The following is a 24,735-nucleotide window of genomic DNA, read 5'->3' on the forward strand; positions in this document are numbered from 1 at the left end:
AGCCTTTAAATTCTCACTGAGTGAGCAATAATTTACTGTGATTGGTATTACTCTATAACCCGTAGATCACATACAAGCAGATTTAATGTTGCTAATTTTACGAAATTAAACGGATGATTGAAAGTACCATGATAAATGTGGTGCAATATGCGCCTTTATAATTCGATAGAAAAATATTTATGAGTTTGACTGTTTTGGGTCGTTTACACACCCAGCCTGATTCACGCTTATCGCAATGGCGATTGCTAATTAAAGCCGCGCTACTGTCAACAACGCTGAGTGCGTGTGCCCTTTTCAGTCCGGCGCCGGAACCGCAAAGTGTGGCAGCGCAGCAATTACGTCAACAACAAATGCAGGAAATTGATGCCTGGCGGGTGAAAGGCAAAGTGGCATTTATCCGTGATGGTGAGCGCAGCAGCGCCAATATCTTCTGGCAACATGCGCCACAAGACGTCACTTTGAACCTTACCACCTTCATGGGCGTTAATGTATTAAACCTTGCTTCCACAAGCAACGGTTACCAATTACAGGTCGATGGCAAAACCTACACGGGAACTGAGTTACAACCTTTACTGTCTGGTGTGGCAGGTGTCGAACTACCCGTTGATGACCTGACTTACTGGATCAAAGGCAGCAAAGCAAAATCCCAGGATGCTTTGTTCTTCAACGCAGAAACCGGATTACCGGCCCGAATCCAGGCACTTAGGGGCAATCGTATGTGGCAAATCGATTACCAGGATTTCTCCCGCGTCGAAGCACACTATATGCCGGCAAAATTAACGCTTAAGCATGGCCAGTTAACGATTAAACTAGCCATTTCTGACTGGCAATTACAGCACTAAGTCGCCAATAACAATGAATACGACCGCTACAATGAACCACGAGACCTACCCTTCCCTGTCATTTTCGGCACCGGCTAAGATCAATCGGTTTTTGCATATTACCAATCGCCGTGAAGATGGTTACCATGAACTGGAGACAGTATTTCAGTTTCTCGATATTGCCGATACCCTAACCTTTACTCGCCGCAACGATAACGCCATTACCCTAACTCCGGGGATTCCCGGGGTTGCGCTTGCAGACAACCTTATTTTCAAGGCAGCAAAACGATTACAGGATTTCGCAGTTCAACAACAGCTAGTCGATACACCACCCGGGGTGAGTATCAATCTTGACAAGCAACTCCCCATGGGCGGTGGCCTTGGCGGTGGTTCGTCCAATGCGGCCACAACATTACTGGCGTTAAACCGTATCTGGAAACTGAATATTGATACTGAAACCCTGGCCAGACTCGGCCTGCAACTGGGCGCCGATGTGCCGATCTTTGTTCATGGCCACAGTGCCTTTGCCGAAGGGGTGGGCGAAATTATTACACCGGTTGATATTGATTGCCCGGTGTTTCTGATCACCGTACCCTCATGCCATATTTCCACGGCGAGTATTTTTCAACACCCGCAATTGCCGCGCACAACGGCGAGACTTACGACCGAACAAAGAGTCAATCTTGATTTACAGCAGTTGCAAAATGACTGCGAAAAATTGGTAACAGAGCTGTATCCTGAGGTTGCCAAATTAATGGCTTGGTTGTTAGAATACGCCCCGTCTCGATTGACCGGTACAGGTGGTTGTATTTTTTCCAGTTTTACCTCGGTTGACGATGCGCAACGCGTGCAATCGAAACTGCCCCCCAATATAAAATCTTTTATTGCCAAGGGGGTAAATTCGTCGCCGCTATTAGCGGAGCTAAAGCTAGCAGAGCTAAAGCAGCAGACGGAATAATAATTGGGGTATAGCCAAGCGGTAAGGCAGCGGGTTTTGATCCCGTCATTCCAAGGTTCAAATCCTTGTACCCCAGCCAATTTGCCCAGATATTTTTGTGGCAAAACCCCTGCCCGGGCGATTCCTTACAGGAGATTGCGTTCGGTAGATGAGAGCATTAAAACTTGATTTTAATGTACTAACATTAATGATGTCTAAGTTTCTGAGGAACAGACAGTGCCTGACATGAAGATTTTTGCGGGTAATGCCACCCCTGAACTGGCTAAGAAAATTGCAGATCGTCTATACATCGGATTAGGCGATGCAAAAGTTGGCAGTTTCAGTGATGGTGAAATCAGCGTTGAAATTACCGAAAACGTTCGTGGCGCGGACGTGTTTATTATCCAATCAACTTGTGCACCTACCAACAACAATTTAATGGAACTGATCGTAATGGTTGATGCCTTACGACGTGCTTCCGCTGGTCGTATTACTGCGGTTATGCCTTACTTTGGCTATGCCCGCCAGGATCGCCGTGTACGTAGTGCCCGAGTGCCGATTACCGCAAAAGTGGTTGCCGACTTTCTTTCCAGTGTAGGTGTTGACCGTGTCCTCACCGTAGATTTGCACGCAGAACAAATCCAGGGCTTCTTCGATGTACCGGTAGACAACGTGTTTGGTTCACCGATTCTTCTTGAAGATATGCTTAATAAAGACCTGGAAAACCCGGTTGTGGTGTCTCCGGATATCGGTGGTGTGGTTCGTGCCAGAGCCGTTGCCAAGCTACTTAACGATACCGATTTAGCCATTATCGACAAACGTCGTCCAAAGGCTAATGTCTCTCAGGTAATGCATATTATCGGTGACGTTGAAGGCCGTGACTGTATTATTGTTGACGATATGATTGATACCGGTGGCACCTTATGTAAAGCCGCAGCGGCGTTAAAAGAGCACGGTGCCCGTCGCGTATTTGCTTACGCAACCCACCCTATCCTGTCAGGCAATGCGGCCGATAATATCGCCAATTCAGCCATTGATGAGATGATCGTAACCGACTCTATTCCGTTAAACCCGGAAATTAAAAAGCTGAAAAAAGTTCGCCAGCTAAGCCTTGCCGGCATGCTTTCTGAAGCGATTCGCCGAGTCAGCAACGAAGAATCTATCTCTGCAATGTTTAAAGCATAAATAAGAAAGTAATCATTACTTTTAAAGGCTTGTAAAATATTGCTAAGAAAAAGTGCACAAAGGTGCACTTTTTTATTTTTAAGGGTGTGAAAATACTTAACAAAGTGTTATTATGCCGCGCCTTTTTAGCGATGGGTTGATCCCCGCGTTAAAAAGAACCCTCTACGGAGGATTTAGAGATTATTTTTTGGTCGCGAAAAATAATTAAATTTTACTTTAGATTGAGTACATTACTATGGATTTATTCACTTTAGATGCTGAAGTACGTACTGACCTAGGGAAAGGTGCGAGCCGCCGCCTACGTCACGCGAACAAAGTTCCAGCTATCGTTTACGGTGCAGGTAAAGAGCCTGTATCTATCACTCTTGCGCACAACAAAGTTTTCCGTGCCCAGGAAGAAGAAGCGTTTTACTCTCACGTTCTTACTTTGAACATTGGTAAAGAAGCCGTTGAAGTTGTAATCAAAGATATGCAACGTCACCCGTTCAAGCCACAAATCATGCACATGGATTTCCTACGTGTTGATGCGAAGAAAGAATTGAACACTCTGGTTCCTCTACACTTCATCAACGAAGACGTAGTAGCGAAAACTGGTGCTATCGTTGCTCACTCTGCAACTGAAATCGAAGTAGCTTGTTTACCAGCTGATCTTCCTGAGTTCATCGAAGTAGACGTTAAAGATCTTGAGATTGGTCAAACTATCCACTTATCAGACATCGTTCTTCCTAAAGGCGTAACTTCTGTTGAGTTGGCTAAAGGTGAAGACCACGATCAGGCTGTTGTTACTGCTAGCGCTCCTAAAGGCGGCAGCGATGACAATGGTGCTGCTGATGAAGAAGCAGACAGCGAAGAAACCACTGAAGAATAATCGCTGAGGACTCTCCTTGACGACTAATATTCAATTGGTTGTGGGCCTGGGTAATCCAGGCCCCGAATACGCAAATACTCGCCATAATGCTGGTGTCTGGTTCGTCGAAGAACTCGCCCGCATGCACAATATCACCCTGTCCCCAAACACTAAGTACTTTGGCCTGTACGGCAAAGGTATGATCGCCAATCAATTGGTGCACCTGTTAATCCCAACCACATTTATGAATCGCAGCGGTCAATCCGTGGCGGCTCTGGCTAATTTTTTCAAGATTCCGGTTGCAGAGATCCTGGTCGCACATGATGAACTGGATTTAGATCCTGGCGTGGTTAAAATCAAACTAGGTGGCGGACACGGGGGCCATAACGGTCTGCGCGATATTATCGCCCGGATGGCGAACAACAAAGATTTTTATCGGTTGCGAATAGGTATCGGTCATCCCGGCCATCGCGACCGAGTAACCGGTTTTGTGCTGGGTAAAGCACCACAGGCCGAACAAGGTCTGTTAGATCAGGCGGTGGATGAAGCGAGTCGATGTTTCTCTATCTGGCTTGAACAGGATTTGAAAAAAGCCCAGAACCGACTTCATACGTTCAAAGCAACACTCTGATTATTGACAGGAACTTATCATGGGATTTAAATGCGGTATTGTTGGATTACCAAACGTTGGTAAATCTACTTTGTTTAACGCACTCACTAAAGCGGGTATCGAAGCCGCAAACTTTCCGTTCTGTACCATAGAACCTAATACTGGTGTGGTACCGGTTCCCGATCCACGCCTGGATAAACTGGCTGAGATTGTCAAACCAGAGCGCGTCATTGCTACTACCATGGAATTTGTCGACATCGCTGGCCTGGTAGCAGGTGCTTCCAAAGGCGAAGGCCTGGGTAATAAATTCCTCGCCAACATTCGTGAAACTGATGCGATCGGCCACGTGGTTCGTTGTTTTGAAAATGACAATATCGTTCACGTTGCTGGTAAAGTTAACCCGGCAGAAGATATTGATATCATCAATACCGAACTGGCCCTGGCCGATATGGAAACCGCAGAACGTGCAATTCAGCGCCAGGCCAAGCGTGCCAAAGGTGGCGACAAAGAAGCCAAATTCGAGATTCCGGTACTGGAAAAAATCCTAGCTCACGTTGAACAAGGCGAAATGATTCGCTCACTGGACTTAAGCAAAGAAGAAAAAGCGGCGGTCAGATACCTTAACTTCCTGACTGCTAAGCCGACCATGTACATTGCTAATGTTAATGATGATGGCTTTGAGAACAATCCTTACCTGGATCAAGTCCGTGAAATCGCTGAAAAAGAAGATGCGGTTGTAGTGCCAGTTTGTGCCGAAATCGAAGGCGAACTGGCGGAGATGGACGAAGAAGATCGCGTTGAATTCATGGCCGAGATGGGCTTGACTGAACCAGGCCTGAACCGGGTGATCAATTCAGGTTATAGTTTGCTGCACCTGCAAACCTATTTTACTGCCGGTGTGAAAGAAGTGCGTGCCTGGACCGTAAAAGTGGATGCTACAGCACCTCAAGCTGCCGGTGTTATTCACACCGATTTTGAGAAAGGCTTTATCCGTGCCGAAGTGGTTGGCTATGACGATTTCGTCACCTGTAACGGTGAAGCCGGCGCCAAAGAAGCGGGTAAATGGCGTTTGGAAGGTAAAGAGTATCGCGTTAAAGACGGCGATGTGGTTCACTTCCGTTTTAACGTTTAAAGCAAATTAAGTTTCAAAAAAGCGCCTGAATGGCGCTTTTTTTTTGAATGGATTAGCCCAAGTTAAACGAAGGCTCTGTTATTCAAATACAACTTTTTGCCTGCTGTCTTCGGGCAGTTTCTGCATATAGTATTGCTCGATTTCATTGCGCTTTAACTTCAACGTCGGCGTTAACAGCTCATTCTCAGGTTTCCAGGAATGCTGACAAACCATCAGGTAATCAAGGCGCTGGTGACTTTCCAGTTGCGAATTCACCTGGGTCAACAGGTCTTCAAGGACGGTTTGCTGCTCAGCTTGCGTTTGTGGGGCAGAATCACTTAACACCACCAACCCGATCGGTTGTTTCATTCCGGAACCAATCACGCAGGCCTGCTCCAGGGTACTGTTACTGAGCAACATACGCTCTATCGGCACCGGTACCACGTATTTGCCCTTGGCAGTTTTAAACTGCTCTTTAATGCGACCAACAACCTTATAATCCCCGTCAGCTGTTAATTCGCCTTTATCCCCGGTGTGAAACCAGCCATCGGTAAAGGCCTTCTCGGTATTTTCCGGATCCAGGTAGTATTCAGAGAACACCGCATCACCACGGATCATAATCTCCTGTTCACCCGACAGCTTCATTTCCACGCAGGGCAAGGGTTTGCCTATCGTACCGATTCGGTTTGCATCAAACGGCAAATTGCCACATGACAACCCCGACGTTTCGGTCATGCCCCAGCCTTCGCCAATATTCATACCAAGACGCTGATACCAGCGCAGTAACTCTTCCGAAACCGGTGCTGAACCGCAGCCAAAGACCTGGACCTGGTCCAGTCCCAGTTTTGTGCGAATTTTCTTGGCAACGATATTACCTAAAATAGGCAGGGACAATAACAGGCTGAGCTTTTTCTGTGGCATAGCCTTAAGGATTTGCGCCTGGAACTTAACCCATAAGCGAGGTACGGATAAAAAGAAGGTTGGCCTTGCATGTTGTACATCACTGATAAAGGTATCGAGAGTGTCAATAAAAAACACCTCCAGGGGCAACTCATAGGCAATCCCTTCGATTAATCCCCGTTCAGTGATGTGGGCCAGGGGTAAATAAGATACCACCCGTTGTGGACCGGTATGGGCAATACCAATGATATCAACCGCGCCTTTTGCAGCGGATGCGAGATTTTTGTAGGTCACCACCACGCCTTTGGGATTACCCGTGGTCCCGGATGTGTAACACAGGGTCATGGTATCTTCCAGTGACGGCTCGGCCACTGCCGCTAGCGGTTGTTGCTCGGCAATTACCGTTTGCCAGGATTGGTCGTTAATACCGTTAAATGACTGTAATTCCGGGTATGGCATCGATATGGTTGGTAGCTCATTGCTAAGTACCTGTAGCAACGGCTGATAATCATCTAACCGCCCTACAAACAGTGCCTTCATCTCACTATGTTCAAGCACATAGCCAATCGTCTTTTCGCCAGCCGTTGCGTATATCGGAACCGAGATCAAACCGGCCATCATGATCGCCAGATCGGCAATAAACCAATGGGCACAGTTTTTGGAAATGATACCTACCCTATCGCCTTTTTTAAGGCCGATGGCCAATAAACCCTGCGCCATGGTTCTGGCTTGCTGTTCAACCTCATTGAAAGAATACTGTTGCCAGGAACCTGCGATTGGTTGATTGAGAAATATTTTTTCTGGCTGATTTCGTGCGTGCTGCAAAAATCGTTGTAATGACGGTTGATAGGCCATTCATAATCCTTGGAATGAAATTTTTTAAACTATATAAACAACATAGGGTGAAAGCAAGGTATTGCGAGCTGGAGATCTCATCGGGTGTCAATTGCGAACTGAGGTTCTCATCGGGTGACAAGCACGAGCTGATAGTGCCAAAGTTGTCACCTTTAGACACCCATATAAAATCTTCGTCGCCTTTAACGTTCGGCTGCGTGTTTTATTTCAGGCAACAAAAAAGGCAGCCGAGGCTGCCTTTTTCAAGAATCTTTTCGCTTATAACGCTTTTACGTTGTCAGCTTGAGGACCTTTTTGACCTTGAACTACTTCAAACTCAACCTGTTGGCCTTCAACTAGAGTCTTACGACCAGTACCTTGGATAGCACGGAAGTGAACGAATACATCCGGACCTTCAGCCTGTTGGATAAAACCGAAGCCTTTATCGTCGTTAAACCATTTTACTGAACCTGTGCGAACATCAGACATAATAAGTATTCCTAAATTTCAAAATTAATGTTTCTGGCTCCCCTTGTGGAGCTTCCTAGCTTTAATGATGTATGTGTTAATATGTCGAGATGTTTGTACTACATAGAACGATAAATCGAGATAAAACGTATAGCATTTTTCAAGCTTGCTCGATCAGTATACAGCTTTTCCTTAACTGTACAAGAAATTAGATCATGAAATTTGTGTGACAACGGCGTTTTTCGTTGATCTGTAACAATTAAGGCACACATTCTCTCCGCTTTTCAAAATTCAGCCTCGTTCATTGACCAATTTTGCTGCGCTAAGCTTTAAAAAGGCGCTGCATCACTACCCTTCTTTTGCAGCGTTCTTTTACATTTAACAAGGAGATATGAACATGGACATTCAAAAGCCGTTACAGACGCTTGCCAGCCTTGCGCGCGGCATCGACCCGATATCAAAACAGGCATTTGCAAAAGACTCCCCGTACAATCACCCACAGGTGATCCGCGATTTATTTACCTGTGTTGACTATATCAACGAGCGCAGTAAACAAATACGATTGACTCCGGAGCAGATAAAACAAAAAAATATTGATAAAGGATTGCCAATAAACTGCGGTATGCCCTGGACACCAGAGTTAAGACAGCAGTTAGCCGAGCAATTCCGGCAAGGATTATCGGTGAAAGACTTAGCCAACAAGTTTCAGCGCACCAATGGCTCCATCAATGCAGAATTAAAGCGCCAGGGGCTGATAAATGACACGTCGTTGCCACCGTTTTGACTAACTGTCGATATCCGGGTTTGGCCATTGCAAACTGTTAATTACCTGCAGCCACTCTGGGTCTAGTGGCGCGCAGATATTGACCACTTGCTGGGATATTGGGTGAGTGAACTCAAGTTGCCAGGCATGCAGCATCAGGCGACGAAAACCAAAATGTTGTCCGAAAAACGGGTTTTGCTTATTGTCGCCATAATTGATATCGCCCAATATGGGGTTCCGCAGATGCGCCATATGCCGTCTTAGTTGATGGCGCCTGCCGGTTTTTGGGTTCAGTTGCAACAGCGAATAGCGCACCGTCGGGAATTTGCCCAATGGGATCGGCAGGCTCGCCTGCGCCAGGGTTACGAATTCCGTTACCGCCTGTTGCGCAGGCTTGTCTTCGCTGACAAATTTGTCGCCCAGCTTATCCAGCTTTTCTTTTAATGGATAATCAATTAACCCGGATTCCGGGGTATAGCCCCGGCACATTGCCAGATACGTCTTGCGAATACGATTTTCACTAAACTGCTCGCCCATGAGTCGCGCAACATCCTGAGACAGAGCAAATAACAACACACCAGAAGTCGGCCGATCCAATCGATGTAAAGGGTAAACATATTGACCAACCTGATCGCGAACCAGCTGCAATGCAAAGTACTTTTCATGGCGGTCGAGATAGGAGCGATGTACAAATAGCCCTGAAGGCTTGCTGACGGCGACCAGATACTCATCCTGATACAAAATATCGAGGACAGGAGGAACATCTTCTCGCTCCTCCTCCAACCCGACATCGTTTTTTAAATCACATTTATCCATAGCCGACAATGCCTATTTATTAAGATACAGGGTTTGCTGACGCTGACCAGACATTAGCTCATCAATATCGCCGATAGTATTGATCACCTTTGCCGCCTGCTCGCCTACGCCCTTAAACGACTCTTCTGCCATCGGACATAAACTTATTTGCGTTGGCAATGGTAGATTTAACGCTATCATTTCAGAAATTTTAGGAATGAAGATAAATTGTAGCCATTGCTCGAATCTCAGGGTATCGACACAAAACGGTTGCGTCGATGCCAGTTGCTCTGCCGTTGGAGTATCCATTTGCCAGAGGTTCAACTCATGCAGGTTGTCTTGCAGTAACACCAATAAGGTTTTCAATTGTTGTGATTTATTCATCAGAAGCTCGTTTTTCTATACGAGTATAATTATACCCGCCCGGAATTACTGACAGCAACTCAGCGACAACGATATATACCAATCACATTAAGTTTGCGCACAACTCAGAGTTAGGGCAGAGGTCCATTTTCAACATAGATTTCATTGATATAGTCATTCTATATTACTGAAATCTAGGGCCGGAAATGGGCCTCTGATAAACTCCCTACGGGTGAGTTTTAAAGGCGTTTATCCTGCGTTACTGATTTTGGCTAATTTTGAAAATGGAACGACCATTCTCTGCAATCAAAGCCTTGCCTAAACGCCTTTAAATTCTCACTGAGTGAGCAATAATTTAATGTGATTGGTATTACACGTGTACTGAACCTGCGGACTTGTTATAATCGCAGCCAGTTTACATCCAGCAAATAACATCTTCATTTTATGTCGCAAATAGATACCTTATCCGAGTTACTGCAAGTATCCGAGAGCAACTACCGTGTGTTTGATCTTGGCCGCAAAGTCGAGAAAATCTCCAAAGCAGATTTCGAGCGTATCGAACAGGCAATGATGCCATACCCTTCTCCACTACAAGGCCATGCGCATTTAGCCGTGGTATTTTGGCAAAAACGTCCTGAAAAACCTTATATCTGGTTTATCAAACTACCTCTGGATGAACGAGGCCTGCTCAATCAGGCTGCGAGAAATCACTTTATCGCGATCATCATTGAAGCCCTTGGCAAGGATCTTACCGTCGACCCTACCGAGAAGCAGGAAGAGCTGTTAAAAAGTAATCCTTATAACTTTACTCCTTCGCAATACAAACTGGCGGCGTTAAATGCCACGTTAAAATATGAGTTCAAACAACCAGCATCCCAGTATTTCGAACATTGCCACCTGTATTTTACCGGTGAGCTGGGCTGGGATAACTGGCAGGGTATTGGTGTGCAGGGCTTATGTGATTTTGCCGTTAGAACTCACGAAGCGGCTAATGCTGATATTTTAGCGACTGCGCTACCACACCTGCCCGAGCAGGTATTTACCCCACTAAGTGTGGCTCTGGAAAACCAGCCGTTGCCGGTCAGTTTAATCAATGTTCTTGCTGACCTGGCGAAAGCAGAACTGGCAAATGAAAGCATCAATACCAGCCGCATTAGCAGCTTGGTCAGGGCTATGAGTGGTAATGCCCTTAATCCGGCATTTTTAGAGTTGGCGGATACCCTGATTGCCGATGAAAGATGTCAACAGCTAGAGATCATGGTCTCGATTTCTGGACGCGGCTGGATGGCACTAGCCGATTATGATCGCATGCAACGATTCTTAGAGGCGGTCACAGAATTTGTCGATGATGCAACATTTTTCGCCCTGTTCCAGGATCTGGTGGCACTGCCAATGATTCGCCCGGTTCTGCTACAGGTAATTCGCTCAGAAACCCGAAGCAAAGCACTGGAAGCTGCTATTGGCACATTATTTAAGACCATGCAGGGACAAACCAAACAACAAGGATAAATGTGATGGCGGAAATTTATGTAGGATTAGCCGGGTTTTTAGTGATCTGGTATTTGTTTTTCCTGAGGAAAGTCGCTGAAACAGCGCGCGTGTTTGCTAAAAAACACTGCTCACAACAGGGCATTCAATTTATTTCAATCGCCCGGACCTCGTCGCGTTGGGCGCTAAACAAACGCCAGGGCCTGCATTTGCTCAGTGTGTTTGAATTTGAGTTCTCTGGCGATAACACCTCGAGTTATACCGGCACGGTGCAAATGCGTGGTAATCGATTAGAGAAGATTGAGCTGCCGCCATATAGCATTTCTTAATACTGATCTGGTGCTCCATTGTCGCATCAGACCTTTGAGAGAAAGCAGAAACCCTCCATTGCTACCGTCCATGGTACGGGAGAATATGTAAAGGGATTTACGGTATGTCAGGAAATCATGGATGGAAATTTACCGACGATGTAAAGGGATTTACGGTATGTCGGGAAATCATGGATGGAAATTTACCGACGATGTAAAGGGATTTACGGTATGTCAGGAAATCATGGATGGAAATTTACCGACGATGTAAAGGGATTTACGGTATGTCGAGATATCATGGACGGAAATTTACCGACGATGTAAAGGGATTTACGGTATGTCGAGATATCAGGGATGAAAATATCTCGACTAAGTACATCCATGTGCAAACCCTCCCTTGCTACCGTCCATGGTACGGGAGGATAAGTACATCCATGTACAAAAAAAAGCCTCAGCATTTCTGCTGAGGCTTTCGTATGAATGGTGCCGACTGCCGGAGTCGAACTGGCGACCTACTGATTACAAGTCAGTTGCTCTACCAACTGAGCTAAGTCGGCACACAAAACTGTGTGCGATAAAAGGTGTTTCCTTTTATCTTGGCACCGAAGTAATGAATGATATTCAGTACTTCTTAAATATGGTGCCCAGAGGCGGAATCGAACCACCGACACGGGGATTTTCAATCCCCTGCTCTACCGACTGAGCTATCTGGGCAAACTATGTTTAAGGGCAATTCCCTGTTGTCCTTGAGGACGGGCGCTATTAAACGTTTTTTCGTGCGCCCCGTCAACCCCTTTTTTTACAAAATTTGTCGTTCGCTCATTTATGCAACAAGGTGCGGTTTAAATAAGCAAAAATTAACGAGGGGTTTACTTTTGCGGTGTATAGCCTTCAATTTCTGGCTCTTTGCCTTCGAACAGAAAGGCTACCATGGTTTCTTCGAGAAACATGCGATCATCGGCATTCATCATCGACAGCTTGTGCTCATTGATTAACATGGTCTGCTTTTTCTGCCAGAGCGCCCAGGCGGTTTTACCAATGTTGTCAAAAATTCGTTTACCTACCTCTCCCGGGTAAAACTGAAAATCCAACCCGTCATCTTCTTTTTGTAAGTGTTGGCAAAATACCGTACGACCCATTATTTACTCTCTTTACTGGTTGTTAATTTGGCTAATAAGGTTTTGCTTGATGCCGCCAAACCTATATCAGCGCCGTGCTGCAGATGGTACCAAAGCTGCGACTGGTGATCATTAATAATTGTCGCTTGTCCCTGGATTTGCAATTTCACCGGGACAATATCCAGATGAAAGTGACTAAAGGTGTGACGAAATTCATCCAACAACTCCTGAGACTGCACTTCTAATCCTAGCTCTGCCGCTATTGTTACAATTTGCTCCTCCGATTCTGCTTCATAGAAGCTCCACAACCCGCCCCAGATCCCCGATTGCGGACGCTTATACATAAGCACCTGCTCATTGTCTGTAAACAGCAGCATATGAGTGCGTTTAACCGGCTTTTCTTTTTTCGGTTTCTTGCCCGGATATTGATCGGTGGTTCCCGTTCGCTGCGCCCGGCAATTAAGCGCAACCGGACAGCGTTCACATAAAGGTTTTCCCCGTGTACACACCGTGGCACCAATATCCATCATCGCCTGATTGTAATCCGCCGCATTGTCTTGGGGTGTTAATTCTTCACTATATGCCCAAAGCGCCTTTTCAAATTTACTTTGGCCGGGATAACCGGATTCAGCAAAATAACGGGCGAGCACCCTTTTTACATTGCCATCTAATATGGGATGAGATTGATTTAATGATAACGACAGAACCGCACCCGCCGTCGAACGGCCAATACCCGGCAATGCCATGACCGAGTCGATATCTTCAGGAAATTTACCCTCGTATTCGTCGCGAATGATTTGCGCTGCTTTATGCAGGTTTCTGGCCCTGGCGTAATAACCCAACCCGGTCCAGTGGTGCAATACGGTATCTTCGTCGGCATTGGCCAAATCGACAACCGTCGGAAACGATTCCATAAATCGCTGATAATAAGGAATGACCGTTGTAACCTGGGTCTGTTGCAGCATAATTTCAGATATCCAGACCCGATACGGTGTTTTGTTTTGCTGCCAGGGAAAATGTTTACGACCTTGCTCGGCAAACCAGGTCAATACTTGTGAACTAAACGACATAAATTCGATGACTTTGTTTTTTCGCCATTGTAACCACAACAAGGCTCTGCGCCAACATCCATACCTGTGAAAACTTGAGTTTTACAGGCAAAACAAAGATAATACGCGACGCCTGAAAGGAGCGGTTTATCCAGCGTTCCCGGGCGTGACTTAAGTCAATCAATCAACCAATCAACTGAGTGCACTTCATGAGTAACGATAGAACCCACAAAACCATCGAACAGGCAGAAGCGGAAGGCAAGTACATCCGTAAAGTTCGCAGCTATGTAAAACGCGAAGGCCGTTTAACGAAGGGCCAGGCAAGAGCGCTGGACACCTTGTGGGATACCATGGGATTGGATCACAGTAATGGTATGCTGGATATGGCGAACCTGTTTGGCAATGATAATCCGATTACCCTGGAAATCGGCTTTGGCATGGGCAAATCCCTGGTTGCCATGGCTAAAGCAGCGCCAGAGCGCAACTTTATTGGCATTGAAGTTCACCGCCCAGGCGTGGGTGCCTGTCTGGCACTGGCCGAAGCTGAAGGTGTAACCAACCTAAAAGTATTTGAACACGATGCTATCGAAATTCTGGCGGATTGTGTCCCTAAGCAATCTATCGACACCGTGCAGTTATTCTTTCCTGACCCATGGCACAAAGCACGCCATCACAAACGTCGTATCGTAAAACCTGAATTTATCGAAAGCGTGCGTCAGAGCCTGAAGATTGGTGGTGTATTCCATATGGCTACGGATTGGGAAAACTACGCAGAGTGTATGCTTGATGACATGCGCCAGGCAGAGCATTTTGAAAACATGTCTGCCACCCAGGATTACGTACCTCGTCCTGATAATCGTCCACTGACAAAATTCGAAAACCGTGGCCAGAAACTTGGCCATGGCGTCTGGGACCTGCAATTTAAACGCATCAGTTAATACCAATCACATTAAATTATTGCTCACTCAGTGAGAATTTAAAGGCATTTAGGCAAGGCTTTGATTGCAGAGAATAGTTACTCCATTGTCAAAATCAGTAACGCAGGATAAACGCCTTTAAAACTTACCCGCAGGGAGTTTATCTTAAGGCCCATTTACGACCCTATATTTCATTAAAGCGTGTTTATCTTTCGGGGGCAATTTTGCAGCGAATTGTTTAGGAAATGAACAAGGACTTTTCGATTTAGCGTACGAATGTACGTTAATTCGAAAAACTGCAGTTCAGGTTCAAAACAAACGCTGTTCGCAGAATTCAATGCTGCGGTCCCTTACAATAAGTGTGCTGGTAGTTCCAACAGTTTCACAATTAATAGGAACTTATTGAACAAAATTCGGCCAGCAAAGGTCAACACGCTCTGGTATAGAATGACTATATCAATGAAACCTATGTTGTAACTGAACCTCTGCCCTAACTCTGAGTTGTGCACAAACTTAATGGGATTGGTATAAGTTATCCCGTGGATGGCCGCAACCGTTATTGGTGTGGCCATCCGCAATAGCCTGTCAGTAGAATTCCTCTCAGTTCTCCGTCTTATACAATCTGCCTCTCTAACCATGGTGTTGTATCTGTCGATACAAAGCGTTGCTGTCTATTCCTCTGTTTTTAAGGCATTTTCCAGAACATGTCCTGCATTGAACTAATTTATGTTCCCTGCTAAACCTTAAAGTAACTCGTATTGATAGATGCGTTGGCACTTGAATCAGCGATAGAACCGCTGTATCGGTCCAGCACCTGTCAAAACCATTGCACATGCTGTTTACCGCCCAAACTGAGTTCACCGTTAATTTATGGAATTACTGACCACACTCGGCGGTCTGGGGCTGTTTTTACTGGGCATGGGCATAATGACCCGTGCCCTGAAAGCCATTACCGGTCGCCAGATTAAGCGAATACTGTCCGATTTAACCAAATCACCGGTAAGTGCGGTCACTTTTGGCGCCTTAACGACAGCCCTGCTCCAGTCATCATCTGCCACCACCATAGCTGCCGTAGGATTTGTTTCAGCCGAAATCATTAGCTTTACCAGCAGCCTGGGGATTATCTTTGGTGCCAACCTGGGAACTACCATTACCGGTTGGTTAGTGGCTCTGTTTGGATTTAAATTTAAAATTGGCTCACTGGTTTACCCGTTATTATTTACCGGCGCATTACTGAATTTACTGGCTCATAAAAAGCTAGCCCAATTAGGGCTGGTAATGGCGGGCTTTGCTTTGGTGTTTTTAGGGATCAGCCTCATGCAATCCGGCATGACTGGCATGCAGGATCTATTGACCTTTGATAATTTCCCCGGCGATAGTTGGTTAAGTCGATTGCAGTTAATTGGCTTTGGTATCCTGTTCACCATTGTGACTCAATCATCAAGTGCAGGAATTGCGGCAACGTTAACCGCTCTCAACGCCGACCTTATTGTGTTTGAACAGGCCGCGGCCTTGGCAATTGGCATGGATATCGGTACAACCGCTACGGCGGCCCTGGCAACCATCGGCGGTTCGGTCAATGCAAAACGCACAGGCTTTTCCCACGTTATTTACAATCTTATGACGGCAACCATGGCGTTTTTCCTGATCAGCCCATTTATTGAGGCTGCTGATCAGTTTTTCCCTGAGTTATTAAATCAGGATCCGGAACTGGCATTAGTCGCCTTCCACTCAGGGTTTAATTTACTGGGTGTGATCCTGGTTATTCCGTTTACGCACAAGTTTGCCAGGTTTATGAAAAAGGTCATACCCAGTAAACCCAATGAGCATAATCGGTTTCTCGACAATGCCCTGCTCGCCAATCCTGATTTGGCATTGGTGGCTGTCAATAAATCGTTGAATTCCCACCTAATGGTATTGTTGGATATCCTTGAAATCCAATTGATGAGGCGTGACATAGATTTTGATTTAGTGCGTTTGCAGTCCAGTCTGGATGAATGTCATCGCTACATAGACAAAATTCACCTCACCCCGGCAAACAATGTACTCTGGAATCAATTATTGGCGGCGATACATATCATTGATCATTTGCAACGCCTGCACGAGCGTTGTGAAGAAGATGCGCAACGTGCCGTTACCGCCAGCAACTGGCAGGAGCTTGCCGAAGCTCGAATCAATCTGATCACTTTTATCAATAATTTTCGGGATTGTTTCAATGATAAAAATGCAAATAGTTGGAAGTTGGTCAGTGAGGAAGCGTTAACCCTGTCAACCAGTGTTGAAAACCTGCAACTAAGGTTACGGCAGGAAATAGCGGAAAACATCGGATCCGGGCAAATGGATATCACCCAGGGGACACAATATCTCGAGGCTACGCGCTGGTTCGCCAGGGTGTGTTACCACCTTCACCGTATTTCCTCACGAATGACCCAATTACATATGTCTAACCAATAATTGGGTTTGTATACCTTTTAAAACGGCGTCGGCGTGATTGATAGCGCAAATAAACCATTCCGAGCATGGCCACACCCAACAACGCAATTGTTGATGATTCGGGAATTGATGTATGCGGATTTCCTTGCTCAGGTCGCGTTTCTTTGCCTTTACCTTTGCCTTGCTCATCCAGCAACCACCACGGAAAATTCGGCAGATAATTTAATAAGTTAAGCCCGTAAATACCGTTCAGACCAAAGTCGGCTGATATAACGTTTGAATTTACAGCTGAAGCATCTTCAAGTGAATAAGATACTATGTTTAAAGAATGCCATATCGAAAGGATATTAGGATGACCAAAGTTCTCTTCCAAAACTCCCCCTGAGTCAGTGCTGCCCACCTGTTCATGATGGCCATATGAACTGACTCCATATGATTGTAATTCTCTCCCCTTGAAATACATGTCGGGGCTAAAATTCGCTAAGTTAATTATCTGGGCGTGAGCCGACGCTGATAACATGAATAAAACCACGAAACAGAATTGTTTTAACATTGATAACTCCCTTTATTAGAGAAATTCTTCCTTAGTTGGCTATAACGACATGATTCCGACCGGTGTCCAAACTAACCTTTGTGAAAATAAGATTGTCAGTAGCAGGGTTAGAAATGGTACCTTTTGAACGAACTAAAGTTCTACGGAGAGTAAGTATGTGAGACGGGACAGAGAATAACTAACATCTAACTGCAAATCGTATCATAAGATTGCGCATACAACCGCTTTGTTGAAGTAATCACTGGTCGCCAATAGAATCATCTGCCGAATTCAAGCTTTCCTGGCCAAATAAAACCTCGATTTCCAATTAATTATTTATTGGGCTCTTCAGACTTAGGTATCAACGTTCAGTTAATTTTTAACCACTCGTATTTCGACGACAATCTACAGATTCACTCTCCCCGATCAGCGGACTTTATTTGCAGCGATTGCAATGGCGTTACTCCCTGGGAATCAAAATCTAAAGTTCGAATTGGGAACGGTATAAGGATATTGTTTTGTTCCAGGGTTTTGTGGATAACCACTATCGCTTTGTGACGCATTTGCACAAAGTGCAGCTCATCGGGATATTTGATCCAGAACCAAACCAACAGGTTAATGGAACTGTCGGCAAACTCATGGGCAAAGACATCCGTTTCATCCTGTTTAATCACCCCTTTAATATCGTTAATCGCATCAATTAACACCGAACGCGCCGTTTCAATATCATCGGCATAGGAAATCCCGACCGGCACTTCCACCCTGCGAATGTGGTTCGTTGAAAAGTTTATCAGCTCATTAACGAACACAACTTTATTGGGCACATACGTCAGCTGGCCGTACAGGTTTTTAATCAGTGTATTACGTAAGTTAATCTGCTTTACCGTTCCAAACGTGTCACCAGCCTGAATGACGTCCCCTACCCTAAACGGCTTGCGAATCCCCATGACGACACCGGCGATAAGGTTTTCGGTCATATCTTTAAAGGCAAAACCTATCGCAAGGCCAATAATACCGGCACCAGCGAGCAAGGAAGCAACCGCTTTTGACAATCCCATGATGTCTAGCGCAAAAAATACACCAACGGCGGCGATGAAAATTCGTATCATGCCCGCGACCAGTCCGGCGACCTGTGAAGATTCAAATATTCGCTGGAACAAGGAAGTGAGCCATTGCGAGATCCACTTTGCGAGAAGCAGAAAAACCACCAGCATCAGAATCGCGATAACGATATTGGGGAGATTCTTAACCGTGATTTCCAGCCAGTAACTGAGTTTTTCATCAATCAAAGACCAAAACTTTTCCAGAGTTAACGTCATTATTCCTCCACGCATGAAAGCCTATAGACCATGCTTAGAGCATAATCGTTAACGCAAAAACCGAAAGTATTGCATCGACACAACAGCAATAATAATTAGCATTACCAGGAATTTTGGTGAGGGAAGGATTCACAGAACAAAAATGAGCGTCGAGATTCAGGCTTTGTTCGCTGGCATCTGCAGGCCATATGGGATTAACGTCGAGGCTCCTGGGTGTGCCAATGTCTTCCGCCTTCATCCTCTACCGAAGAAAACAGCGGTGCGATAGTAAACAACAATAAAACCAGCAGAGCGACTAGACCCACGGCGATTCGATAATTGTGCTCTCTGGATGCTTTACCCACAATCACACTTTTTATAAACCTGATGTGCAGCCATAGATGCAGGCTCAAGAGAATCAGAAAAATAACCGAGACATAGAAGTGAATATCACCCCACTCATGCCTCGTCAGGCCCCAGACAGTTGCTGCTCCACTTTTGGCTGGCAATATTAATTCTAGCACTGAGCCGGTTGATATCAGTGCCAGCAATCCAATGAAAGACAAGAGATCAACGACCTTGATAAGCGACGCTTTACTCATAAAGTACCCTAATAAAAAAACGGTCTCAGAAAACATAAACTCTTATTATGAGTCAAATTCGCTGTTTTCATAATTATGAATAAGATGCAGCAAAGCTTTAACGGCAAGTATCGAGAGTTCATTTCCCCAAACTTTAAAAGCAATAGGCAGACTTTGCTGAAAATATCCGTATAATGCGCGCTGATTTTTATTTGCCGTTGTCAGACTTGAATTATCGTTATGGTCACTGAATACCTTACCTATGCCACCATGTCAGCTTTAGTGGCTGCCTTGCCTGGACCGTCAAATTTTATTGCTGCCGAAAATGGCGCTATGGCGGGTCTGAGAAAATCCGGCGTTGCAGTTACCGGACATTTAACTGCAGTACTGCTGCTTGCCAGCTTATCGGCCATGGGCTTGACCAGCTTAGTATTAGCTTCACCCACCGCATTTATGCTGCTTAAGTTAATGGGCTGCGGCTATCTGTGTTATTTGGGTATCAACATTATTCGTTCAGCAAACGCCATCGCGAGCGGCAATGAGCCACTTTCTCGCTCGGCCAAACGACGCCATATGTGGCGAAAACATTTTACCGTGGCGATTACCAACCCCAAAGCCTTATTGTTTTTTAGCGCCCTGCTCCCTCAATTTGTTAACGCAGACCGACCGATGGCTGAGCAATTTATCCCGCTAATGTGCATCAGTATGTGTTCGGCGTTTACCTTTCCAATGCTGTATGCATTTCTGGGTAAACAATCCAATCAATTCAATATCAGCAATCGGCATAAAGCATTCATTAAACGTTTGTTTGGCTTAAGCTTTATCGTTTTTGCTCTGTCTTTAGTCACAACCTAGCAAACTAAGCATATTGGCTATCAGTCAATGTAAAATTTGCTGTAATCGTCACTAGTCATCCAGACAGGAATTATCGGGTAAAACGACCATAAGTCTCAGAAATTGCCAACGTCCAGTGGTCACCCATGGCTCGTTGGCATCTGTCCACGCATTGCGTTAGGTTGGCAATGCCGTATTAAGAATCGTTATTTTGCAGAGGCTTCATACCATATTGGTGAGCTCCAGACTCGTTCCTTAATGGTTTTTGGTAGCTCTTCAGGGTGCTCAACCTTGGCCTTTTTGGCATCATACATGCTCCATCTACAAACAGGGTTTTCGATGACTCGTACATAATAAAATGCACTTTCCGCCGCAGAGAAGCTCTCATCTTCCCATGTGGCAGACAGGTTAGATGCGCCTTTTTCATTACTGATTTCACAGGTTTGCAGGTTAACCGATGCCCCATTATCTGGGCAACGTTTGGTGTCAGGATTGGGTACAGCTCCATCTGAACAGGCTACGTCAACAGTAAACTCATGCAAATCCCCTTTATCGTCCATCCAGCCTTTAATGACCTGTATTTTTGCAAGAGGTGCACTGTTGGGATCACGCTCAGCCCAGATAATAAGTTTTGGTTTTTGGTTTTCAGGTGCAGCAGATAAGTCTCCCCCTTGAGGTACGCCTTTTTCATAACCAAGTTTCACCCAGTCGCTTTGTTTATGGCTGTTGTCAGTGAAATCATAACCGGCAAATACCCGCACTTTGGCTCGGGTTCCACTCGTTGCAAACGTTTCCCTGCGATACAAAGCGTCCCAGATATCAGTCCTGGTGTTACTTTCCGCCCAGACGCCGGTTAAGGCGCCAGGATTATATAATTTGGTAGGGTCGTCATCACCGCTCATCCCCATAGCCTCTGCGGTGGGGTTAGCTTTCAATCCGAGGCGAACTTCAGGAGTTCCATCATTGTTGGCATAGTGGCCTTCAAAATCATCCTCTGCGGTGTCACTCGGCGTACCATTATGATTATCTGTTGCGCCAACAAATCCCTGCTTAAATGGATTTACGCCCCATTTCTGTTGTTCTTTAAGGCCAAATTTAAGCCCATTTCGAACAAACGCATAGTCATTACTACAACCCGCATTTTCACCGTCAGGACATTTTTCAAAAACCAGTTCAAAATTACACTCTTCATCCGTCGTCATAATGCCATTCTGACATTCGGAGTTACCCTTGATTTGCATGATTTCGACCAGCCTTTCTATACGCGCCCGACGCTCAACTATTTCTTGAGTAAATTCGCTACCGTCGCTGTTCTTTCCCCAATACAATCGCCCCCAATAAAAGTTAGGGTTGTGAGGAATGGCCTGGACACTACAATCACCTGTGCAATTTTGCTCTAACCATTTATGTAAATCTTCTGCCGGGCCTTCGAATGCACTAAACACCCGATCAGGCACCGTGTCGGATTTGAAAATAACATTGCGGTGCATCATACCGCCCGCGCCTTCAGGCGCGTTGGCCGAAAATTCAAAAGCGACTAAGCTGGTGAATTTACCGGGTTCATAGTTTTCCGCCGCCGCTCTTTGAATGCGCGCCCAGGGAGCCTCTACAGCTACCTGACAGGGTTTGCCATCCTCACCACAGATGTCCTTCAGGCGAATTGCTGGTGTCTTGGAGATACCAGCGAAAATATCCTGGAACGGCTTAATATCGTTTTTCCGCACCCCAACACAAGTTTCGGAATCATAACCATCCATTTCCGGGTTGGTACATATTTCGTATTCCCCCAACGCCTCTGCATGATCGGTAATGGCTGCAAAGTCGAGCGGCTCGACAATTTTTTTCGGGATACCTGTCGGCAATTTAACCTCTTCGCCTTTAGCAAAACGATACGCGGTGAAGGGATCATTCATGGTGTTACCAAAGATATAGGCATCCAAAGAATAGGCAGTGTGTAAATGCAACTCACCAAAATAGGCTTGTTTCAACGGGTCGCGCTTCACCTTAGCTTCTAATTCAGCGATCGTTGGGCTTCTCGTTTGTTCAGAAGAGCTTTCTGAAACTTCCGACACTTGGCTTAGCGAGTCGTCTTTTGCTTCACTACAGGAAAATAATGCCGCGATGCCAGCAACGAGTAGCCAATGTTTTAGGTGTGAGTTAGTTAAGGATGTTACGTAATTCATCAAAGATACCCCGCGCCGTTGTGGCTAAACAAGCTCTTTAGAATGATGCTGACTTAGACACTTATCTTAGTTAAAGCCAGAATAGTAACGGAACTCCCTCTCCCTATAAATCTACAACTGCATCAAGATTAAGAGGCTTAAAATACAATTATTCAGTTATAAAGGTAGCTAGTATTTTGATTTATTCTAATTTTCTGGCCGCTAGCTTCAAGCCATAAGCGCTAAGCTGATTGAGTGAGATAAACTCTGCTGATTGAGTGAGGTAAGCTTTGCTGGTGGGAGGTGGAAGAGTGAACCAAAAGCCTTGCGTCATTCCCTGCTACGACAGGGAATCTTAACCTTGAGCCTGATGTCTCGAATGAAAAATGTTCCGTTGCCAGGTAAAGACAGAGTCGCTTGAGGACCAAAAAATGGTGTCGTTACCAGGCAAGGCGAGCGATTACACGCATGTCATCATTAATCAGCGAAAACGACCAGCCATTGCGCTCACACAAACGTTGTACGATTCCCAGACCTAATCCATACCCTTGAAACGATGTCTCAGCCGGCATTTGCCGATTATTAACGTCACCGCTTACCTGATTGGTGACCAATAGCTGGTGCTCTTCGATGCTAATCGTGATCGGTCCCTGTCCGTCGAGCGTGTGTTCAAACGCATTGCGCACCAGGTTATTAATAGCAATAGAAAATGCCTGAGAATGTCCATACACGCTAGTTTTTTCGATCTCGTCGATTTCAACATCGATGCACTTACCCCTCAATAGGTAGCCCTGCTGTTCTATCGCCTTTTGTACCAGTGGCATCACTAGGAACTGCCCATAATACAAGCCATCATCGGTTTCACGAGCCAGGCACAAAAACATGTCAATGATGGTTTTCATGTCGGTGGTTGCCCGCCTAGCTCTATCTACCGCCTTCACGTCAGCCGCTGGCAAATCGTTTTGTGCCAACAACTCAAGCGCGCCGGTTATCACCGTAATTGGCGTGCGTAATTCATGACTAACGGCATTGGTAAAGTATCGTTCCCGCTCAACAAAGGCGCTGATACGCTCAAACGTCTTTTCAATGGTCGTGGCGAGCACCCCAACCTCATCATTGCCGAACCGGCTGGACTCTATGCGTTTATGATCGTCTGCCGATAGCTTTTCTGGGTCTATATCGGCAACTACATTGGCGAGTTGCGCGACCGGAGCAACAGCTTTGCGCATCACCATCATGCCCAGGCAGAAACCCAGGGCACCGAGCGAAATTACGACAGCGGTGACAATGAGTAACCACCACCAGTCCTCTGATGATGCTGCCTCGATACCAGCAACATCAAAAACAACAAATGCGTGTCGCGGTTCATGTTCGCTAGGTACTACCGCGACATGCAACTCTTCGCTGGTGAATTCGTACAATCCTGCATCGGGGTTAGATTGCGCCCAACCCTGGAGTGATTTCGGCAATTGATTAATGTCATCATATGCCCGCAGGTTTTCTGGAATAGCCGGATAGCTTTCAGCTGCGCTTTGCAGCTGATTTACCAGCACACGATCTTCACTTAGTTTGATCGCAGCAAAGAAGGCGAAGCCCCAAACGATACTGAGTACCGCTATACACAAAGCAAATGCCAGGGCGACTCGCCTGCGCAAACTGTGCCGGTACATGACTAAACATCCTCTGCAATACGGTACCCGATGCGATGTACCGTATGAATTAACGGGCTATCAAACGGCCTGTCTACTGCCTGGCGCAGCTTGTACATGTGCGAGCGAAGCGCATCGCCATCTGGGTGCTCGTCAGCCCACAATAAAGTTTCGAGAGTATTACGAGCTACAACCGACGGCGCCTCCTCCATCAATCGTTGCAGTAGTTTCATCCCAGTCGGGTTGAGTTCGATTCGCTGTCCGGCGCGATGGACTTGCAGGGTCGACCGGTTCATGGTCAGGTCCGCAACCGTTAACAGGTTGTCGGTTTTACCATGACTGCGTTTGTATAGCGCTTGCAGTCGCGCATTCAATTCCTGCAATGCGAATGGCTTAACCAGATAGTCATCGGCACCGGCTGCAAAACCCTTGAGTTTATCGTCAAGCGTGTCTCTCGCGGTTAGCATAAGCACAGGAGTTTCCACTTTGGCATCAGCTCGCAGTTTTTGGCAAAAGATCAGGCCATCCATCCCGGGAAGCATCAGGTCAAGAACAATAACATCAAACGGACTCGTCAGTGCCAGGTGCATCGCACTGATACCGTCATAGGCAAAATCTAAAATGTAACTATGCTGTTCAAGAAACGCGGCAATGTTTTCGCAAATATCGCGGTTATCTTCGACAATCAACACTCGAATCGGCGCTGCACCTGGCGCTTGTGTCATATACTGC

General features: G+C 45.9%; 25 protein-coding genes and 3 tRNA genes. 14 read left to right on the forward strand and 14 right to left on the reverse strand.

Features of this window, described 5'->3' with window-relative positions:
* Positions 1-179: 179 nt before the first annotated feature.
* The 7 genes from lolB (at position 180) to ychF (ending at position 5,532) form a co-directional block, all read left to right on the forward strand.
* A complete protein-coding gene (lolB, locus tag E8M12_RS06765) occupies positions 180-842 on the forward strand; it encodes a lipoprotein insertase outer membrane protein LolB (RefSeq protein WP_136735337.1) in 663 nt (220 codons plus the stop codon).
* Between the two features lie 31 nt (positions 843-873).
* Positions 874-1,779: a 4-(cytidine 5'-diphospho)-2-C-methyl-D-erythritol kinase gene (ispE, locus tag E8M12_RS06770; RefSeq protein ID WP_136735338.1), complete on the forward strand. Its 906-nt coding sequence runs from the start codon at positions 874-876 to the stop codon at positions 1,777-1,779.
* Between the two features lie 4 nt (positions 1,780-1,783).
* A tRNA-Gln gene (locus E8M12_RS06775) sits at positions 1,784-1,858 on the forward strand.
* A gap of 137 nt (positions 1,859-1,995) precedes the next feature.
* Positions 1,996-2,943 (forward strand): ribose-phosphate pyrophosphokinase, encoded by a 948-nt coding sequence (locus E8M12_RS06780; RefSeq protein WP_136735339.1) that lies wholly within the window; start codon positions 1,996-1,998, stop codon positions 2,941-2,943.
* 235 nt (positions 2,944-3,178) lie between these two features.
* Positions 3,179-3,811 (forward strand): 50S ribosomal protein L25/general stress protein Ctc, encoded by a 633-nt coding sequence (locus tag E8M12_RS06785; RefSeq protein ID WP_211244997.1) that lies wholly within the window; start codon positions 3,179-3,181, stop codon positions 3,809-3,811.
* 16 nt (positions 3,812-3,827) lie between these two features.
* Entirely contained in the window at positions 3,828-4,421 is a 594-nt protein-coding gene (gene pth, locus E8M12_RS06790) for an aminoacyl-tRNA hydrolase (RefSeq protein WP_136735341.1), read from the forward strand.
* 19 nt (positions 4,422-4,440) lie between these two features.
* Positions 4,441-5,532, forward strand: coding sequence for a redox-regulated ATPase YchF (gene ychF / locus E8M12_RS06795; RefSeq protein ID WP_136735342.1), 1,092 nt, complete (start codon positions 4,441-4,443; stop codon positions 5,530-5,532).
* Positions 5,533-5,610: 78 nt separating this feature from the next.
* Here the strand turns inward: ychF and E8M12_RS06800 are convergent, their stop codons facing one another.
* The gene (locus tag E8M12_RS06800; RefSeq protein WP_136735343.1) at positions 5,611-7,266 is read right to left on the reverse strand and encodes an AMP-binding protein; all 1,656 of its coding nucleotides are present in this window, start codon (positions 7,264-7,266) and stop codon (positions 5,611-5,613) included.
* A 258-nt stretch (positions 7,267-7,524) separates the two neighbouring features.
* Complete coding sequence (locus tag E8M12_RS06805; protein ID WP_136735344.1) at positions 7,525-7,734, reverse strand: cold-shock protein; 210 nt, start codon at positions 7,732-7,734, stop codon at positions 7,525-7,527.
* A gap of 376 nt (positions 7,735-8,110) precedes the next feature.
* Here E8M12_RS06805 and E8M12_RS06810 point away from each other — a divergent pair, with 376 nt between their 5' ends.
* A complete protein-coding gene (locus E8M12_RS06810; protein WP_136735345.1) occupies positions 8,111-8,497 on the forward strand; it encodes a hypothetical protein in 387 nt (128 codons plus the stop codon).
* Here E8M12_RS06810 and truC read toward each other — a convergent pair whose 3' ends face one another.
* Both truC and E8M12_RS06820 read right to left on the reverse strand, forming a co-directional pair.
* Positions 8,498-9,292: a tRNA pseudouridine(65) synthase TruC gene (gene truC, locus E8M12_RS06815; RefSeq protein ID WP_136735346.1), complete on the reverse strand. Its 795-nt coding sequence runs from the start codon at positions 9,290-9,292 to the stop codon at positions 8,498-8,500. It abuts the gene before it with no gap.
* Between the two features lie 12 nt (positions 9,293-9,304).
* On the reverse strand, positions 9,305-9,655 hold the full coding sequence (locus E8M12_RS06820; RefSeq protein WP_136735347.1) for a YqcC family protein: 351 nt from the start codon (positions 9,653-9,655) through the stop codon (positions 9,305-9,307).
* A gap of 423 nt (positions 9,656-10,078) precedes the next feature.
* Here E8M12_RS06820 and E8M12_RS06825 point away from each other — a divergent pair, with 423 nt between their 5' ends.
* The 3 genes from E8M12_RS06825 (at position 10,079) to E8M12_RS16540 (ending at position 11,701) form a co-directional block, all read left to right on the forward strand.
* Complete coding sequence (locus E8M12_RS06825; protein WP_136735348.1) at positions 10,079-11,143, forward strand: DUF3549 family protein; 1,065 nt, start codon at positions 10,079-10,081, stop codon at positions 11,141-11,143.
* A 5-nt stretch (positions 11,144-11,148) separates the two neighbouring features.
* Positions 11,149-11,451 (forward strand): DUF3301 domain-containing protein, encoded by a 303-nt coding sequence (locus tag E8M12_RS06830; RefSeq protein WP_136735349.1) that lies wholly within the window; start codon positions 11,149-11,151, stop codon positions 11,449-11,451.
* 121 nt (positions 11,452-11,572) lie between these two features.
* Positions 11,573-11,701, forward strand: a complete 129-nt coding sequence (locus tag E8M12_RS16540; RefSeq protein ID WP_281277707.1) for a hypothetical protein — start codon at positions 11,573-11,575, stop codon at positions 11,699-11,701.
* A 210-nt stretch (positions 11,702-11,911) separates the two neighbouring features.
* Here E8M12_RS16540 and E8M12_RS06835 read toward each other — a convergent pair.
* From E8M12_RS06835 to mutY, 4 genes are all read right to left on the reverse strand, one after another.
* Positions 11,912-11,987 (reverse strand) — tRNA-Thr (locus E8M12_RS06835).
* Between the two features lie 81 nt (positions 11,988-12,068).
* Positions 12,069-12,144, reverse strand: a tRNA-Phe gene (locus E8M12_RS06840).
* A 155-nt stretch (positions 12,145-12,299) separates the two neighbouring features.
* Entirely contained in the window at positions 12,300-12,569 is a 270-nt protein-coding gene (locus tag E8M12_RS06845; RefSeq protein ID WP_136735350.1) for an oxidative damage protection protein, read from the reverse strand.
* Positions 12,569-13,618, reverse strand: a complete 1,050-nt coding sequence (mutY, locus tag E8M12_RS06850; RefSeq protein ID WP_136735376.1) for an A/G-specific adenine glycosylase — start codon at positions 13,616-13,618, stop codon at positions 12,569-12,571. Before mutY ends, E8M12_RS06845 begins: the two co-directional genes overlap by 1 nt.
* 188 nt (positions 13,619-13,806) lie before the next feature.
* Here mutY and trmB point away from each other — a divergent pair, with 188 nt between their 5' ends.
* Both trmB and E8M12_RS06860 read left to right on the forward strand, forming a co-directional pair.
* Entirely contained in the window at positions 13,807-14,535 is a 729-nt protein-coding gene (gene trmB / locus E8M12_RS06855) for a tRNA (guanosine(46)-N7)-methyltransferase TrmB (RefSeq protein WP_136735351.1), read from the forward strand.
* Between the two features lie 849 nt (positions 14,536-15,384).
* Positions 15,385-16,968 (forward strand): Na/Pi cotransporter family protein, encoded by a 1,584-nt coding sequence (locus E8M12_RS06860; RefSeq protein ID WP_136735352.1) that lies wholly within the window; start codon positions 15,385-15,387, stop codon positions 16,966-16,968.
* On the opposite strand, the gene E8M12_RS06865 is transcribed toward E8M12_RS06860, so the two are convergent.
* The 3 genes from E8M12_RS06865 to E8M12_RS06875 form a co-directional block, all read right to left on the reverse strand.
* Positions 16,958-17,500 (reverse strand): hypothetical protein, encoded by a 543-nt coding sequence (locus E8M12_RS06865; RefSeq protein ID WP_136735353.1) that lies wholly within the window; start codon positions 17,498-17,500, stop codon positions 16,958-16,960. The genes E8M12_RS06860 and E8M12_RS06865 overlap by 11 nt on opposite strands.
* A gap of 392 nt (positions 17,501-17,892) precedes the next feature.
* A complete protein-coding gene (locus E8M12_RS06870; RefSeq protein ID WP_136735354.1) occupies positions 17,893-18,798 on the reverse strand; it encodes a mechanosensitive ion channel family protein in 906 nt (301 codons plus the stop codon).
* A gap of 194 nt (positions 18,799-18,992) precedes the next feature.
* On the reverse strand, positions 18,993-19,379 hold the full coding sequence (locus E8M12_RS06875) for a DUF4405 domain-containing protein (protein WP_136735355.1): 387 nt from the start codon (positions 19,377-19,379) through the stop codon (positions 18,993-18,995).
* A gap of 219 nt (positions 19,380-19,598) precedes the next feature.
* On the opposite strand from E8M12_RS06875, the gene E8M12_RS06880 reads away from it, so the two are divergent.
* Complete coding sequence (locus tag E8M12_RS06880) at positions 19,599-20,213, forward strand: LysE family translocator (protein WP_136735356.1); 615 nt, start codon at positions 19,599-19,601, stop codon at positions 20,211-20,213.
* A gap of 185 nt (positions 20,214-20,398) precedes the next feature.
* Here E8M12_RS06880 and E8M12_RS06885 read toward each other — a convergent pair whose 3' ends face one another.
* The 3 genes from E8M12_RS06885 to E8M12_RS06895 form a co-directional block, all read right to left on the reverse strand.
* Entirely contained in the window at positions 20,399-22,375 is a 1,977-nt protein-coding gene (locus tag E8M12_RS06885; RefSeq protein WP_136735357.1) for a DUF3604 domain-containing protein, read from the reverse strand.
* 419 nt (positions 22,376-22,794) lie between these two features.
* Positions 22,795-24,024, reverse strand: a complete 1,230-nt coding sequence (locus E8M12_RS06890; protein WP_136735358.1) for a sensor histidine kinase — start codon at positions 24,022-24,024, stop codon at positions 22,795-22,797.
* A 2-nt stretch (positions 24,025-24,026) separates the two neighbouring features.
* Positions 24,027-24,728, reverse strand: coding sequence for a response regulator transcription factor (locus tag E8M12_RS06895; RefSeq protein WP_136735359.1), 702 nt, complete (start codon positions 24,726-24,728; stop codon positions 24,027-24,029).
* Between the last annotated feature and the right edge of the window lie 7 nt (positions 24,729-24,735).

It is taken from the genome of Thalassotalea mangrovi (assembly GCF_005116735.1).
GTDB lineage: Bacteria > Pseudomonadota > Gammaproteobacteria > Enterobacterales > Alteromonadaceae > Thalassotalea_A > Thalassotalea_A mangrovi.

Bases quoted from the DNA above. Each gene is read 5' to 3' on its own strand.
- E8M12_RS06870 (WP_136735354.1), bottom strand. From the start codon at position 18,798: ATGACGTTAACTCTGGAAAAGTTTTGGTCTTTGATTGATGAAAAACTC.
- E8M12_RS16540 (WP_281277707.1), top strand. From the start codon at position 11,573: ATGGAAATTTACCGACGATGTAAAGGGATTTACGGTATGTCGGGAAAT.
- E8M12_RS06890 (WP_136735358.1), bottom strand. From the start codon at position 24,024: ATGTACCGGCACAGTTTGCGCAGGCGAGTCGCCCTGGCATTTGCTTTG.
- truC (WP_136735346.1), bottom strand. From the start codon at position 9,292: ATGGATAAATGTGATTTAAAAAACGATGTCGGGTTGGAGGAGGAGCGA.
- E8M12_RS06820 (WP_136735347.1), bottom strand. From the start codon at position 9,655: ATGAATAAATCACAACAATTGAAAACCTTATTGGTGTTACTGCAAGAC.
- trmB (WP_136735351.1), top strand. From the start codon at position 13,807: ATGAGTAACGATAGAACCCACAAAACCATCGAACAGGCAGAAGCGGAA.
- ychF (WP_136735342.1), top strand. From the start codon at position 4,441: ATGGGATTTAAATGCGGTATTGTTGGATTACCAAACGTTGGTAAATCT.
- lolB (WP_136735337.1), top strand. From the start codon at position 180: ATGAGTTTGACTGTTTTGGGTCGTTTACACACCCAGCCTGATTCACGC.
- E8M12_RS06845 (WP_136735350.1), bottom strand. From the start codon at position 12,569: ATGGGTCGTACGGTATTTTGCCAACACTTACAAAAAGAAGATGACGGG.
- E8M12_RS06830 (WP_136735349.1), top strand. From the start codon at position 11,149: ATGGCGGAAATTTATGTAGGATTAGCCGGGTTTTTAGTGATCTGGTAT.
- E8M12_RS06895 (WP_136735359.1), bottom strand. From the start codon at position 24,728: ATGACACAAGCGCCAGGTGCAGCGCCGATTCGAGTGTTGATTGTCGAA.
- E8M12_RS06880 (WP_136735356.1), top strand. From the start codon at position 19,599: ATGGTCACTGAATACCTTACCTATGCCACCATGTCAGCTTTAGTGGCT.
- E8M12_RS06800 (WP_136735343.1), bottom strand. From the start codon at position 7,266: ATGGCCTATCAACCGTCATTACAACGATTTTTGCAGCACGCACGAAAT.
- E8M12_RS06860 (WP_136735352.1), top strand. From the start codon at position 15,385: ATGGAATTACTGACCACACTCGGCGGTCTGGGGCTGTTTTTACTGGGC.
- E8M12_RS06875 (WP_136735355.1), bottom strand. From the start codon at position 19,379: ATGAGTAAAGCGTCGCTTATCAAGGTCGTTGATCTCTTGTCTTTCATT.
- E8M12_RS06810 (WP_136735345.1), top strand. From the start codon at position 8,111: ATGGACATTCAAAAGCCGTTACAGACGCTTGCCAGCCTTGCGCGCGGC.
- E8M12_RS06785 (WP_211244997.1), top strand. From the start codon at position 3,179: ATGGATTTATTCACTTTAGATGCTGAAGTACGTACTGACCTAGGGAAA.
- mutY (WP_136735376.1), bottom strand. From the start codon at position 13,618: ATGTCGTTTAGTTCACAAGTATTGACCTGGTTTGCCGAGCAAGGTCGT.
- E8M12_RS06805 (WP_136735344.1), bottom strand. From the start codon at position 7,734: ATGTCTGATGTTCGCACAGGTTCAGTAAAATGGTTTAACGACGATAAA.
- ispE (WP_136735338.1), top strand. From the start codon at position 874: ATGAACCACGAGACCTACCCTTCCCTGTCATTTTCGGCACCGGCTAAG.
- E8M12_RS06865 (WP_136735353.1), bottom strand. From the start codon at position 17,500: ATGTTAAAACAATTCTGTTTCGTGGTTTTATTCATGTTATCAGCGTCG.
- E8M12_RS06885 (WP_136735357.1), bottom strand. From the start codon at position 22,375: ATGAATTACGTAACATCCTTAACTAACTCACACCTAAAACATTGGCTA.
- E8M12_RS06825 (WP_136735348.1), top strand. From the start codon at position 10,079: ATGTCGCAAATAGATACCTTATCCGAGTTACTGCAAGTATCCGAGAGC.